Origin of the sequence: Microbacterium sp. ZW CA_36 (genome assembly GCF_044987475.1) — a bacterium.
In the GTDB taxonomy this organism is placed as follows: Bacteria; Actinomycetota; Actinomycetes; order Actinomycetales; family Microbacteriaceae; genus Microbacterium.
This window is the reverse complement of record NZ_JBJDRL010000085.1, coordinates 1-13,212: the sequence shown is the minus strand read 5'-3', so window position 1 is coordinate 13,212 and position 13,212 is coordinate 1. Positions and strand designations below refer to the sequence as shown.

The following is a 13,212-nucleotide window of genomic DNA, read 5'->3' as shown; positions in this document are numbered from 1 at the left end:
CACCGGAACGCCCCCGGAAGAGGGCAGCGGCGCCGGCAACGGCAACACCGGCAGCGGCGGCGCCGGCAACGGCGGCGCCGGCAACGGCGCCGGCAATGGGAACCCGGGCGAGAACGGCACCCCCACGAACGGCACGGGCAGCGGCAACGGCGGCACCACCGGGAACGGCGGAACCACCGGAAACGGCACCCCCCCGAACGGCACCGGCAACGGCAACGGCGGCAACACCGGCAACGGCAACGGCAGCAACACCGGCAACGGCAACGGCGGCAACACTGGCAACGGCAACGGCAGCAACACCGGCACCGGCAACGGCAACGGCGGCAACACCGGTGAGGGGAACGGCGCGGAGAACGGCAAGCCGAACTCCTCTGGAACGGTGAACAGCTCGGCGCATCCGTACGGCACGGCCGCCGTACTGGACCTCGAGGTCAGGCCCGCTCGCGGTGGCCGTCCCGCGGGTTCGACGCCCGCCGCGCCGACCGCGTCGGCAGCACTGGCCCACGCGCCGGCTGCCGCTGTGGATTCCGACACGGATGCCGGACCTGCAGCCGCCTCGACGCCCGCGGGCGCTGGGACCTCGGTCGCGCCGTAGCCCCACCGTCTGCACGGCGCGATCCCCGCGTCGCGGGGCAGCGCCCGAGGCGGCTGCGCCCGAGCCTCCGCCGTAGACTGGAGGCCATGTCCGACACGCCGAACGTCACGCCCGCACCGCCCGCCGAACCGGCGCCGGGAACCCGCGCGCCGCTCTCGGCGATCGACCTGGTCGCGTTCGTGTGCGAGATCTTCGCCTTCGGCACGCTCGCACTGTGGGGCTTCACGATGTGGCCGTTCCCGTGGAACATCGTGGCGGGTATCGCGGCGCCTGCCGTCGCCATCCTGCTGTGGGCTCTGTTCGTGTCGCCGCGGGCCGTGTTCGCGGTGCACCCGTTCGTGCGTGCGATCGTCGAGCTGCTCGTGTACGCGTCGGCGACGATCGCGTGGTGGTCGATGGGCAACGCCTGGATCGGGCTCGCCTTCGGCGTCGTCGCGGTCACCGCGGGGGTCATCGCCGGTCGCCGGCGTCTGTCGTGAACCCGGGCGCGGACGCGCTCGCTCTCCTGAGCGCGGAACTCGGAGACCGAGTCGACACTGTGCCGGAGTCGCTCGCCGCCGCGCGCGCCGACAAGTCGGGGCACGCGGCATCCGGTCAGCCCATCGCCGTCGTCCACGCGCGCAGTGTCGAAGACGTCCAGCAGACCCTCCGCATCGCAACCCGCACCAGCACCCCCGTCGTCACGCGCGGCGCCGGCACCGGCCTCGCGGGCGGCGCCAACGCGGGACAGGGTGAGATCGCCCTCTCGGTGCGCGGGATGGACCGCATCCTCGAGGTGCGCCCCGATGATCTGCTCGCCGTCGTCGAGCCCGGCATCCTGAACGCCGACCTCAACGCCGCTCTCGAACCGCTCGGGCTGTGGTGGGCACCCGACCCCGCGAGCCGCGCGATCTCCACCGTCGGAGGCAACATCGCCACGGGTGCCGGCGGCCTGCTCTGCGCCAAGTACGGCGTCGTGCGCGACGCCGTACTCGGTGTCGACCTCGTGCTCGCGGACGGGCGCCTGCTGCGGCTCGGCCACCGCACCGTCAAGGGCGTGACCGGCCTCGACCTGACCTCGCTCGTCATCGGCTCCGAGGGGACTCTCGGCGTCGTGGTCGGCGCCACGCTCAAGCTCCGTCGCCTCGTGCCCGGCGAGGTCTGCACGATCGCGGCCACCTTCCCCGACGTACGGACGGCGGCCGAGGCATCCGCCGCCGTCACCGCATCGGGTGCGCAGCCGGCGATCATGGAGCTGATGGATGCCGCGTCCCTCGCGGCCGTGCACGCGCTCCTCTCGCTCGACCCGCCCACGGCGGGGGCCGCCCAGCTCACGATCCAGACCGACGGGCCCGCTGCGGCAGCGGAGGCCGACGCGATCGCGGCGGTCCTGCGCATAGCCGGCGGCAACGTCGCCCTCTCTCACGACCGTGAAGAGGGCGAGCGGCTGCTCACGATCCGACGGTCGATGCATCCGGCCATGGAGTCGCTCGGCACGGCGCTCATCGAAGACGTCTCGGTGCCCCGCAGCGCCCTCCCCGCCATGTTCGACGAGATCGCGCGCGTCGAGCGCGAGCACGGGATGGTCATCCCGACCGTCGCCCATGCCGGCGACGGCAACCTGCACCCGAACTTCATCTTCGCCGGCGAGCCGGACGAGTCCGGAGTGATCGAGGCGCCCGAGCATGTCTGGGCGGCCGCCGACGACCTCTTCCGCGCCGCGCTGCGCCTCGGCGGCACGCTCACCGGAGAGCACGGGGTCGGTGTGCTGAAGCGCCGTTGGCTCGCCGACGAGCTGGGCGACGATCAGTGGGAGCTGCAGCGGCAGATCGCGCGCGTCTTCGACCCGCAGGGCATCCTCAACCCCGGCAAGGTGTTCGCCGCCTGACCCCCGCCTGACCCCCCTGACCCACGTCGCCAGATCAGGTGATTTCGCGGAGGTAGGAGAATTCGCGCGGAAACGTCCTACCCCGGCCAAATCACCTGATTTCGGCACGGGCCAGCGGACCCGAGGGAACGGTCAGGCGGCGGGAGGGAACACCTGGACGGGGTCGCCGGAGGGTGCCGGGCGACGCTGCGCGAGGACGATGGCGAGGATGCCGAGGGTCACCGGCGCCGCGAACGACGCGAGCTGTCCTAGCCCGAAGAGCAGGATCAGCCCATCGACCTCGGTCCTGCTCTGGTCGATCCCCATCGCGATCGCCAGCACCTGGGCGAGGATCTGCGGCACGACGACGGCTGCGAGCGCCCACGCGGGTGCCCAGCGCAATCGTCCGGTCACGACCCCGGCGCGCGCGATCTGCACCACGAGCACGACCGCCGCCGAAACCTTCGCGGTCAGCGAGATGTAGCCCCAGACCTGATAGAACTCCGTCGTGGCCTCATCGAAAGGCATCGCCCACGTCAGCACGCGCTCCGCGAAGGGCCACAGCGCGAGGACGAGCGCCGCCGTCACGCCCAGCGGACGTCGCGCGACGATGCTGCCGCCGCGGCCCACGCCGAACGCGAAGACGAGCACGCTCGTCGAGAACGCGGCGATCGAACCCCAGTAGAGGACGGTGTGGAACGGCAGACTCGCCGCGAATGCGTTCGGCGCCGCGAACGCGGCGACGGCGCTCACGATGAGGAGCACGCCGCCGAGCATGAGGGTGCGCGGCAACCCGTCGGCTCGCGCGGGGGGCGCGTCTGCGCGGTATGGGGCGACGTGCGACGCGCCACCGGTGCCTCGTGGAACGGGTGGAGGGGCCGTCACGCCGTCGGCGGCATCCGTCATGCTGTCAGCCTAGGACTCAGATGCCCTGCCAGTCGGGCTTGTTGTCGTAGGCGTAGCGGTAGTAGTCCGCGCGGGTGAGCTGCGCTGCGGCCGCCTCGTCGACGACCACTGTCGCACGCGGATGCAGCTGGATCGCTGAGCCCGGCAGCGACGCCGACAGTGGGCCCTCGACGGCGCCCGCGACCGCCGCCGCCTTGCCCTCGCCGAACGCCAGCAGCACGAGGTGCCGCGCACGGAGGATGGTGCCGAGGCCCTGCGTGATGCAGTGCATGGGCACGTCGTCGACCGACGCGAAGAAGCGCGCGTTGTCACGGCGGGTCTGCTCGGTCAGCGTCTTCACGCGCGTGTGCGAGGCGAACGACGAGCCGGGCTCGTTGAAGCCGATGTGACCGTCGGTGCCGATGCCGAGGATCTGGAGGTCGATGCCGCCCGCCTCGCGGATGGCGGCCTCGTACTCCTCGCCGTGATGCTCGATGCCCTCGGGGGTGCCGTCCGGCGTGCGGATGCGCGACGGGTCGAGCCCGAGCGGCTCGACGACCTCGCGGGTGATGACCGAGCGATAGCTCTCGGGGTGCGCCGGGTCGATGCCGACGTACTCGTCGAGCGCGAACCCGCGCACGCGCGACACGTCGACGCCCTCCAGCCGCGTGCGCAGCGCCTCGTAGACGGGCAGTGGCGTCGATCCGGTCGCGAGCCCGAGGACGGTCTCGGGGTTCGCGCGCAGCCGACCGGCGATGTGGTCGGCGACGAGCGCCCCGGCCGCCGCCTTGTCTCGGACGATGACGATCTCAGCCATGAACCAGTGCCTCCTCGGCGTCGTGTGCGGCGTCGCCGTCCGCACCCACCAGAGCCGCGCCGAGCGCCGCGGCCGGAGACCCCGGCGGCAGCAGCTCGACCCGTTCGGTCAGATGCAGCGAGCGCATGAACGGGGATGCCTCGGCGCTGGCCGACAGCTCGGCTGCGACATCCGTCATCAGTCGATCGCCCAAGGCCGTCACACCCCCTCCGAGCACCACGATATCGACGTCGGCCGTCAGCACCAGTACCCGCACCGCCGCCGCGACGCCGCGGGCCAATCCGGCACGCAGCTGGAGCGCCGACGGATCGCCCTCGTCCGCGGCGTCGAAGACGTCACGCACCGGCAGGGCCGAGCGCTTCGCCCACCGCTCGGCGATCGCGCCGCCGCCTGCGAAGGCCTCGATGCAGCCGCGCTGACCGCACCGGCAGAGCGGGCCGCTCGGGTCCACGGAGATGTGGCCGACCTCGCCGGCGGTGCCTCGCGCGCCGCGCCACAGCACGCCGTCCGACACGATACCCGCGGCGATGCCGGTGCCCAGATTGAGGTAGGCCATCGACCCCGGCGCGGGCGAGCCGTTGCCCGTGTGCAGCGCATGAGCGCCGAGTGCGGCGGCCTTCACATCGTTCTCGACCTGCACCGGCCCGCCCAGTCGCGGGGTGACGAGCCGCAGCTGCGGCGCCACCATGGTCGCGAGGTCGAGCTCGTCGACGCCGAGGTTCACCGCGTGCACCACGCGACCCGTGCCCGGCTCGATCTGCCCCGGGATGCCGACCCCGACCGACCGCACGGCCGAGAGGTCCACACCGGCTTCGGCCCCGAGGGCGCGCACGGCGTCCACGACCGTCTGGGCCACGGCATCCGGACCCCAGCCGGTGGCCATGCGGATGCGGCCGGCGATCGCTCCTGCGGAGTCGACCGCGACGGCGTCCGTCTTGGTGCCGCCCACGTCCAGCCCGACCTTCATCGGCCGGCCTCCCCACGGAAGGCCGCGTCGTCGTGCGCGCGCATCAGCCCTTGACCGCCCCCGCGACGAGTCCGCTGGTCATGCGGCCCTGGACGATCACGAAGAACACGATCACCGGGATCGCGACGATGGTGGAAGCCGCCATCACCTCGCCCCAGTCGATCGCCCGGCTCGAGCTCTGCTGCACGAAGCCGCGCAGCCACAGCGGCAGTGTCTGGTTCTCGGCGTTCATGATCACGAGGGCGACGGTGAACTCGTTCCAGCACTGCAGGAAGGCGAAGACGCCGGAGGCGACGAGCCCGGGCGCGAGCAGCGGCAGGGTGATGCGCATGAACGCCTGGGTGCGGCTGAGGCCGTCGACCATCGCCGCCTCTTCGAGCTCGGCGGGGACGCCGACCACGAAGCCGCGCAGCATCCACACGGTGAACGGCACGACGGCCGCGATGTACAGCAGGCTGAGGCCGAAGATGTTCGAGAGCAGCCCCAGCTCGCTCATCATCTTGTACTGCGCGATGAACAGGCCCTCGGCCGGCAGCATCTGGATGACGAGGATCGCGAGGATGAACGAGAGACGGCCGCGGAAGCGGAACCGGCTGATCGCCACCGAGGCGAGGAAGGCGAACAGCAGGCAGCAGAACACCGCGATGATCGTGACCGAGAGGCTGATGCCCAGCGCGCTGAAGAACGAGCCGTCGATCACGCCGCGGTAGTTCGCGAACGAGCCGCCGAACGGGACGAAGGTCGGCGTGAAGGACTCCAGCGTCGCCGACGAGAGCATCGACGAGTTGAACATCCAGTAGACCGGGAACACCCAGATCAGCGCGACGAGGATCGCCAGGATGCTCCAGCCCCAGGTCGCGGCGGAACCGCGCCGGCGGCGCTTCGGGGCGGGCGCCGAGGGGCGGGCGGATCCGGACCGGGGCGGCGCCTGCGTAGGCGCGAGTTGTGCGGACGCGGACATCAGACCTGGTCCTCCTTCAAGAGACTGCGGATGTAGAACCAGCTGAGGACGATCGTGAGCGCGAGGACGAAGATCGCCATCGCCGCACCCTGACCGAAGTTGAGGCCGGCGACGCCCATCTTGTAGATGTACGTGCCCAGCAGGTCGTAGTCGCTCGAGTTCGAGCCGGCGTCCTGCAGCATCGTGATCTGCGTGAAGACGCGCAGATCCCAGATGAGGTTGAGCAGCAGCACGATCATGAGCACCGGGCGGATGATCGGCAGCACGATGTACTGCAGACGCTGCCAGCCGGTCGCGCCGTCGAGCTGGCTGGCCTCGACCATCTCCGTCGATACCTGAGTGAGTCCGGCGTAGGCCGAGAAGGCGACGAAGGGCACTGACATCCACGTCACGATGATCGACGCGACGATGAAGAAGACGAACGGCTCGCCGCCGATCCAGTTGAACTGGTTCATGTCGACGCCCGGAATGAGGTCGAGGAGGTAGTTGACGACGCCGCGACGGCGGTCGAAGAGCCAGATCCACACCGTCATCGCCGCGACGACCGGCATGGCCCAGGCCAGCAGCAGCGCGATCTGCAGGGTGATGCGCACGCCCGACGGGACGCGGGTCATCAGGAGGGCGAGCCCCATGCCGATGACGACCGTGATCAGCGCCGTGACCAGGCAGAAGATCACCGAGCGCACCGCGACCTCCCAGAAGGTGGGGCTCGTGGCGACCGCGATGTAGTTCTCGAGTCCGACGAAGTCGGGGGCCTTGCCGCCGAGCTGCTGCAGCGCGCCGTACTTCTGGAAGGACGTGATGACCTGCCACACGACGGGATAGCCCATGCCGAACAGCAGGATCGCGATCGCGGGGATGAGCAGGGCGTAGGGAACGGGTGAGCGGCGTCGGCCGCCGACGGATGCTTCGGTGTCGGCGTCGCGGCCGGCGCCGCGCTTGCCGGACGCTTTCAGTGTGGTGGGGGCAGGAACCGCCATGCCCGCCTCCTTCAGGGGTATCGCAGGGGACCGGGGTCGCGGACGCGTGTCCGCGACCCCGGCAGTGGTGCAGGTCTCAGCCGTTGATGATGGCGTCGATCTTCTCGTCGTACTCCGCGGCCAGCTCCGGGATGTCGCCGCCCGCTGCGACCTTGCCGAAGAACTCCTCGAGGATCTTCTGGCCCTCGACCGCCGCCCAGCCCGGCGCGGCCGGGGTGAGCTTCGAGTTCAGCGCCGAGTCGATGAGCGCCGTGGCGAAGATGTCGTCGCCCAGCGAGTCGACGAACTTCGTGTTCGCGGGGCCGAGGCCGTTCTCGCCGAGCATCTGCTGGTACTCGTCGGAGAAGATGATGCGCATCAGCTCCTTGGCGCCCGCCTGCTTCTCGCTCTTGGCCGAGATGCCGATGTTCGAGCCGCCGGCGAAGACGGGAGCCGCCTCGCCCGCGGTCGTTCCCGGGAGCGGGAAGACGCCGAAGGTGTCGTCGTTCCACTCGCGGACCTCGGACACGGTGCCGTCGTCAGCGGTCTTCTCCTCGACGAAGTCACCGATCGACCAGTGCGCCCAGCCGGGTGCGATGATCGTGGCGGCCGTCGGCGGGTTGCCGTTCTTGTCGTTGTTGATGTTGACCCACGGCGTGCTGTCATCCTCGGTCGCCGGAGCGTTGGAGGCGTTCGTGAACAGGTCCTGGAACTGCTCGAGGCCGGTGATGGTCTTCTCGTCGCTCAGCGTCGAGACCCAGGTGTCGCCGTCCTTCGTGGCGAGCTCGCCGCCGTTCGCGAAGATCCACGAGACGCCGTTGCGCCAGTCCTCGCCGCCGATGTAGAAGCCCGACTGGTCGGCCGTGCGCAGCGTCTTGACGTCCTCGTTGAACTCTTCGAGGGTCGTGGGCACCTCGAGGCCCGCGGCCTCCCAGATGTCCTTGCGGTAGGTGATGTAGCGCGAGCCGAAGTAGTACGGCAGCGCGTACTGCGCACCGTCGACCGTGCCGACGTCGACGAACGACTGGAGCAGGTCGGACCCGCCGAGGTCGTCGTAGATCTCGCTCAGGTCGCTGAACGCGCCCGAGGTGGTGAACGTCGGCGACCAGGTGTTGCCGATCTCGGTCACGTCGGGGGTGTTCTTCGCGTCGGGCAGCTGGTTGGCCAGCTTGGTCAGCGCGTCGCCCCAGGACTGCTCCTCGATCGTGAGGGTGCCGCCGGTCGCCTCGCTGTACGCGTCCTTCAGGTACTCGCGCAGCTCATCGGGGGTGTCTCCGCCCATGACCCAGAACGTGATGTCCTGGTCCTTGGCGCCGTCGGGGTCGAACCCCGAGGCGTCGTCCGATCCACCGGGGGTGGTCCCGCCGGCGCAGCCGGCGAGCACCAGTGCCGAGGCGCCGATGAGCGCCACGGCTCCAAGCGTCTTCTTCATGGTGTCTTCCTTCGTGTGTTCTCTTGGTGTTCGGGTGGGCCGGGTGACCCATCCGGGGGGGAACCGGGGCTTCCGGGGTGTGTGACCCGGAGGGTGGGACCGGGGCTCCGTGCGGAGCCTCCGGGGGGACAGCGCTGTGTCAGGACACCCCGAGTTGTCCTGACAGGACCATGACGGCTGCGCCGCGCAGGACGATGTCCTGGCCTTGCTCCGTCATCCGCACTCGCACGCCTTCGTCCACGGACGGCGCGAGCGTGCGCGCACGGAGGGTCTCGACGGCTTGCTCCGCGAGGGAGCCGCCGAGAAGTTCAGGGGGACCGGAGAGCACGATCTCAGAGACGTCCAGCGCACCGACGACGGGAGCGAGCGCGATGCCCAGCCGCTCCCCCGCGTCGCGCAGGATGCCCTCGTACGCTTCGGGATCGGATGCCGCGCTCAGCCGCGACGTCAGCGACGGCACCGACAGCCACGCCTCGAGGCATCCGACCTTGCCGCACGCGCACTGCGGGCCGCCGTCGGTGCCGACGGTGACGTGGCCGATCTCACCCGCGGCGAAGCGGCTGCCGCGCATGGGCTGACCGGCCAGCAGCAGCCCCGAGCCGACGCCTCGCCCGACCTTGACCAGCAGCACGTCGTCGGGGGCGCCGCCGAACGTGTACTCGGCGAGTACGGCGGCGTTGGCGTCGTTGGCGACCAGGACAGGAACCCCGAGCGCGCTGCGCAGCGCACCCTCGAGATCGAAGCCGGCCCAGCCGAAGTTCGGCGCCGTGAGGATCACACCCTGGTCGTCGACCACACCGGGCGTCCCGACGCCGATGCCGAGCACGGGGGCGTGCGAGTCGGCGACGAGCGCACGCGCCAGCTCGACGACCGTGGCGACGACGTCCTCGTCGGCGGGGAGCGCGACTTCGCGACGCGCGACGATGCTGCCGTCGAGCGTCAGCACGGCGCCGATGAAGGTGTCGCTGCCGGAGAGGTCGAGCCCGACGATGCGATGCCCGGCGTGATCGAGGTCGACCAGGATCGCGGGCTTCCCCGGACCGGACGCCTCGCGCACGCCCATCTCGGCGACGAAGCCGTCGGCGATGAGCTCGCCGACCAGGTCGGAGATGGTGACGCGGGTGAGGCCCGTCTCCCGGGAGAGGTCGGCCCGGCTCATCGCCCCCTGATGGAACAGGGTCTGGAGCACGAGCGCGCGGTTGTGGCCGCGGGCGTGCTCGGGGAGTACTTTGGTCCCCTGCCGCAGCGTGCGGCCGGGGACGAAGGCGCGAGCGTTCGCGGTGCTGTGCGGCGCGTCGGCAAGGGAAGGGCCGCGCTGCGCTTCCGTGTTGGGCATGTTTGTTAGTAGACCTTACGAACCCGCTTTGCGCAAGTCCGTGACGCCTATTTGCGCGGATGCTTTACAAAACCGTGACCTACCGGACATGAGCGGCCACCGCAGGCCTGGTCCATTTCCGGCTGTGACCGGCGATTCATCCGTGATGAGGCCGTGACCGTTCGGGGGGTTCGCGTCCCTTACCATAAGGGGAAGCGTTGATCACAGTCGGGGGTGTGGCGTGAGAGATCTGGCGACCCAGCCGCATGCCGAAGAGGCGTCTGCGGACGACGCCCTCGAGGGCGAGCAGGACGTCGACAGCGAGGCGACGGCAACGGCCGATTCCGCGCCGTCGCCTGCCATGGACGAGAAGGATGCCGTGACTCAGTCGGATGTCGTGACCGAGGACGTTGTCGCGCCCGCAGCCGGGTCCGAGGACCCCGCCGCAGTCGAGGCGGACAGCACCGAGGCGCAGGAGACGGATGCCGTCGCCGAGGCGCAGGAGACGGATGCCGCCGCCGAGGCGCAGGAGACGGATGCCGTCGCTGAGGCCGAGGAGACGGGTGCCGCCGCCGAGGCGCAGGAGACGGATGCCGTCGCTGAGGCCGAGGAGACGGGTGCCGCCGCCGAGGCGGAGGATCTCGAGGCCGAGGCCGAGGTGGACGAGCCCGAGGCCGGGGTGGACGAGCCCGAGGCCGAGGTGGCCGAGGCCGAGGCCGAGGTGGACGAGCCCGAGGCCGAGGTGGCCGAGGCCGACGACATCGACACCGACGCTGACGCCAATGAAGAAGCGGAAGCCGAGCAGCGCGCTGCCACCGAGGAGGACGCAGAGCCGGAGCTCGAAGCCGACCTCGCCGCCGAGGACGCGGCAGTCGCCGAAGCCGACGCCGAAGCGGAAGCCGACGCCGAAGCCGAAGCAGACTCCGGTGCCGACCTCGCGACCGTCGCAGTGGCGACCGCTGTGCTCGCACCCGCCGGACCCGCGCCCTCCCCCGCCGCGACGCCCACCGAGACGGCAGCCGATGGCTCGGTGTACGCGTGGGCGCCCGCGGAGCCGAAGGCGAAGAAGAAGCACACCGCCCTCTGGATCAGTGCGGCCGCCGGCGTCGCAGTGGTCGGACTGGTCGTCTCTTCGCTCGTGCTCATCGCACCGGGCACCGCCGTCGCCGGAGTGCCCGTCGGCTGGCTCACCCCGGGCGCCGCCGCCGAAGCCATCGAGCAGCGCCTCGCCGAGACCACGGTCGTACTGACCGGCTCGGGCGAGGACGCCGAGCTCACCGGCGCAGAGCTGGGCGCGACCGTGGACGCGCAGGCCCTTGCGGACGCCGCCTTCGCAGCCCACCCGATGTGGAACCCGACCGCGTGGTTCGCGACGACGGATGCGGAGATCGAGCTCGAGGCCGCGGCCGCGACCGACGCGCTGCGCGATGCGGCCCCGCAGCTGTACACCGACCCGGTCGATGCGACCTTGGCATTCGACCCCGCCACGGCCTCGTACGTCGCCACGCCCGCGGTCGAGGGTGTGGGCATCGACGTCGCGACCGTCCAGGCCGCGATCCAGGCGGCGTTCGAAGCCGGGCAGACACGGGTCCAGGTGGACCCCGTGTCCGCCGCCGTTCCGGCCGACATCTCGACGGAGACCGCCGACGCGACCGTGGCCCAGCTGAACGGCATGCTCGACACGGCCGGCTTCTACGTGGGCGACGAGCGCACGGTGCCGATCGACCGTGCGGTCGCGGCATCCTGGCTCTCCATCGCCCCGAAGGGGGACGAGTTCGCCATCACCGCCGACCCCGCGGCCATCCAGCCCGTCGTCGACACGCTCGCGGCCGCGGTGGACCGCGCCCCCGAGAACGCCGTCGTCATCACCGACACCGGCGGCAAGGTGCTCCAGACGATGGCGGCGGGTCAGTCCGGGCGTCAGCTCGGCGACGCTACGGGCGTCGCGGCGGCCTACGCCGGCCAGCTCGGCTCGGGCGACGCGGTCTTCAAGCTCCCCGTCGACGAGGTGCCGGTGAGCACGACCACGCTGGCTCGCAACATCGTCGTCGACCTCAGCGAGCAGCGCACCTACATCTACGAGAACGGGCAGGTGGTCAACAGCTTCCTCGTCTCGTCGGGCACGGCAGCCACCCCGACACACACCGGGAACTTCCGCATCAACTCGCACGTCCGGGTGCAGGACATGGGCGCTCTCTGCTACAACCCGAACGCCGTCAACAGCTACTGCACCGAGGACGTGCCGTGGGTGATGTACTTCAACGGCGACCAGGGCTTCCACGGCACGTACTGGCACAACAACTTCGGCAATCGGATGAGCCACGGCTGCGTGAACCTGTCCCTCGGCATGGCGGAGTTCCTCTACTCGTGGGCGCCGAACGGCACCGAGGTGCGCGTCCAGGCGTGACCCGTCGCGGCTGAGCGAGGTCAGGCGGCGTCCGCGGGAACGCGGCGCCGCGCCGCGACGCCGGCTATCACCAGGCCGAGCCCCGCGATCGCGGTGATCGCGAGCCCGACGATCGCGGGGATCGCGCCGGCCGCGTCGGCGGTGAGCGCTCCGCGGAGCAATGCCGTGGCTGCCGCCGTCGGCAGGGCTGCGGCGAGCTGCGAGATCACCGGCGGCACGGTCGAGGCGAGTCCGGCGGCGAGCGCGATGATCGCGATGAGAACTGCGACGATGCGCCCGGGGCCCCCGAACGCGGCAGCGAGCCCGTGGTTCGCGAGACCGAAGACCGCGCCGCACAGTATCGCCGCGCCGACGAAGGCGATCCATTCGAGCGGGGTCACGCCCACGGAGGTCAGCACGGCGGCGCCGACCACGAGTCCCTGCGCCGCGCAGATCGCGACCGTCGGCACGACGGCGCGGAGCCCGATCGCGACGGAGCCGGTTCCGCTCAAGAGTCGTTTCGTCGGCACCGCCTGCACGGCGAGGGCGGTCACGAGCGCTCCCAGCCACAGCGCGATCATCGTGAAGAGCGGTACGGATTGGATGCCGGTGGCCGGCGTCGCCTGGTCCACCACCACGGGTTCGGCGACGACGGCCGACAGCGTCGCGATGTCGTCGTCACTGTAGGTGGGCAGCTGACCGGACGCCTCGTCCAGGCCGGATGACAGCTCGGCGGCGCCGTCGTCGACCTGCGCGGCGCCGGTCGCGACCTCCGCGGCGCCTGTGGCCAGCTCTGCGCCGCCGGCGTTCGACGAGGTCGCCCCTGCCGCCACCTCGCCCGCTCCCGCCGCGGAGTCGTCGATTCCGGTCACGAGTCGCGGCAGGACCGCGGCGAGAGCATCGTTGCCGACCGCGACGCGGCGTGCGCCGCTCGCGAGATCGCGCAGGCGCGCGTCGGCTGCTTCCAGCTGCCGCAGCGCCTGAGTGGCTCGCTCGCACAGGCCGCCCGGTCCGGGACTCGCACACAGCTCGTCGACGAGGCCCAGCGG

General features: G+C 71.1%; 10 protein-coding genes and 2 pseudogenes. 4 read left to right on the top strand and 8 right to left on the bottom strand.

Annotation, left to right across the window (positions count from 1 at the left end):
• From ACI3KX_RS20435 to ACI3KX_RS20425, 3 genes and pseudogenes are all read left to right on the top strand, one after another.
• Nucleotides 1–595: pseudogene (locus ACI3KX_RS20435) on the top strand (hypothetical protein); the annotation flags it as partial.
• A gap of 86 nt (nucleotides 596–681) precedes the next feature.
• Nucleotides 682–1,074 carry a YrdB family protein gene (locus ACI3KX_RS20430; RefSeq protein ID WP_308868181.1) on the top strand — a complete coding sequence of 131 codons (393 nt, stop codon included), beginning with the start codon at nucleotides 682–684 and terminating at the stop codon, nucleotides 1,072–1,074.
• The gene (locus tag ACI3KX_RS20425) at nucleotides 1,071–2,462 is read left to right on the top strand and encodes an FAD-binding oxidoreductase (RefSeq protein ID WP_404910888.1); all 1,392 of its coding nucleotides are present in this window, start codon (nucleotides 1,071–1,073) and stop codon (nucleotides 2,460–2,462) included. The genes ACI3KX_RS20430 and ACI3KX_RS20425 overlap by 4 nt, the downstream gene beginning before the upstream one ends.
• Before the next feature lie 132 nt (nucleotides 2,463–2,594).
• On the opposite strand, the gene ACI3KX_RS20420 is transcribed toward ACI3KX_RS20425, so the two are convergent.
• The 7 genes from ACI3KX_RS20420 to ACI3KX_RS20390 all read right to left on the bottom strand — a co-directional run bounded on the left by ACI3KX_RS20420 (nucleotide 2,595) and on the right by ACI3KX_RS20390 (nucleotide 9,798).
• Nucleotides 2,595–3,347 carry a hypothetical protein gene (locus ACI3KX_RS20420; RefSeq protein WP_404910887.1) on the bottom strand — a complete coding sequence of 251 codons (753 nt, stop codon included), beginning with the start codon at nucleotides 3,345–3,347 and terminating at the stop codon, nucleotides 2,595–2,597.
• A gap of 16 nt (nucleotides 3,348–3,363) precedes the next feature.
• Nucleotides 3,364–4,143: a glucosamine-6-phosphate deaminase gene (locus ACI3KX_RS20415; protein WP_404910886.1), complete on the bottom strand. Its 780-nt coding sequence runs from the start codon at nucleotides 4,141–4,143 to the stop codon at nucleotides 3,364–3,366.
• Nucleotides 4,136–5,110, bottom strand: coding sequence for an ROK family protein (locus ACI3KX_RS20410; protein ID WP_363357985.1), 975 nt, complete (start codon nucleotides 5,108–5,110; stop codon nucleotides 4,136–4,138). Before ACI3KX_RS20410 ends, ACI3KX_RS20415 begins: the two co-directional genes overlap by 8 nt.
• 43 nt (nucleotides 5,111–5,153) lie before the next feature.
• Nucleotides 5,154–6,071, bottom strand: a complete 918-nt coding sequence (locus ACI3KX_RS20405; protein ID WP_363357986.1) for a carbohydrate ABC transporter permease — start codon at nucleotides 6,069–6,071, stop codon at nucleotides 5,154–5,156.
• Nucleotides 6,071–7,051, bottom strand: a complete 981-nt coding sequence (locus ACI3KX_RS20400; RefSeq protein WP_363357987.1) for a sugar ABC transporter permease — start codon at nucleotides 7,049–7,051, stop codon at nucleotides 6,071–6,073. The genes ACI3KX_RS20405 and ACI3KX_RS20400 overlap by 1 nt, the downstream gene beginning before the upstream one ends.
• Before the next feature lie 76 nt (nucleotides 7,052–7,127).
• Entirely contained in the window at nucleotides 7,128–8,462 is a 1,335-nt protein-coding gene (locus tag ACI3KX_RS20395; RefSeq protein ID WP_363357988.1) for an extracellular solute-binding protein, read from the bottom strand.
• Nucleotides 8,463–8,601: 139 nt separating this feature from the next.
• Nucleotides 8,602–9,798 (bottom strand): ROK family transcriptional regulator, encoded by a 1,197-nt coding sequence (locus ACI3KX_RS20390; RefSeq protein WP_349426660.1) that lies wholly within the window; start codon nucleotides 9,796–9,798, stop codon nucleotides 8,602–8,604.
• Nucleotides 9,799–10,018: 220 nt separating this feature from the next.
• Here ACI3KX_RS20390 and ACI3KX_RS20385 point away from each other — a divergent pair, with 220 nt between their 5' ends.
• Nucleotides 10,019–12,184 (top strand): L,D-transpeptidase family protein, encoded by a 2,166-nt coding sequence (locus ACI3KX_RS20385; RefSeq protein ID WP_363357989.1) that lies wholly within the window; start codon nucleotides 10,019–10,021, stop codon nucleotides 12,182–12,184.
• Nucleotides 12,185–12,204: 20 nt separating this feature from the next.
• Here ACI3KX_RS20385 and ACI3KX_RS20380 read toward each other — a convergent pair.
• A pseudogene (locus ACI3KX_RS20380) lies at nucleotides 12,205–13,212 on the bottom strand (hypothetical protein); the annotation flags it as partial.

Coding starts and splice junctions, on each gene's coding strand:
- ACI3KX_RS20430 (WP_308868181.1), top strand. CDS start 682: ATGTCCGACACGCCGAACGTCACGCCCGCACCGCCCGCCGAACCGGCG.
- ACI3KX_RS20420 (WP_404910887.1), bottom strand. CDS start 3,347: ATGACGGATGCCGCCGACGGCGTGACGGCCCCTCCACCCGTTCCACGA.
- ACI3KX_RS20415 (WP_404910886.1), bottom strand. CDS start 4,143: ATGGCTGAGATCGTCATCGTCCGAGACAAGGCGGCGGCCGGGGCGCTC.
- ACI3KX_RS20410 (WP_363357985.1), bottom strand. CDS start 5,110: ATGAAGGTCGGGCTGGACGTGGGCGGCACCAAGACGGACGCCGTCGCG.
- ACI3KX_RS20405 (WP_363357986.1), bottom strand. CDS start 6,071: ATGTCCGCGTCCGCACAACTCGCGCCTACGCAGGCGCCGCCCCGGTCC.
- ACI3KX_RS20400 (WP_363357987.1), bottom strand. CDS start 7,051: ATGGCGGTTCCTGCCCCCACCACACTGAAAGCGTCCGGCAAGCGCGGC.
- ACI3KX_RS20395 (WP_363357988.1), bottom strand. CDS start 8,462: ATGAAGAAGACGCTTGGAGCCGTGGCGCTCATCGGCGCCTCGGCACTG.
- ACI3KX_RS20390 (WP_349426660.1), bottom strand. CDS start 9,798: ATGCCCAACACGGAAGCGCAGCGCGGCCCTTCCCTTGCCGACGCGCCG.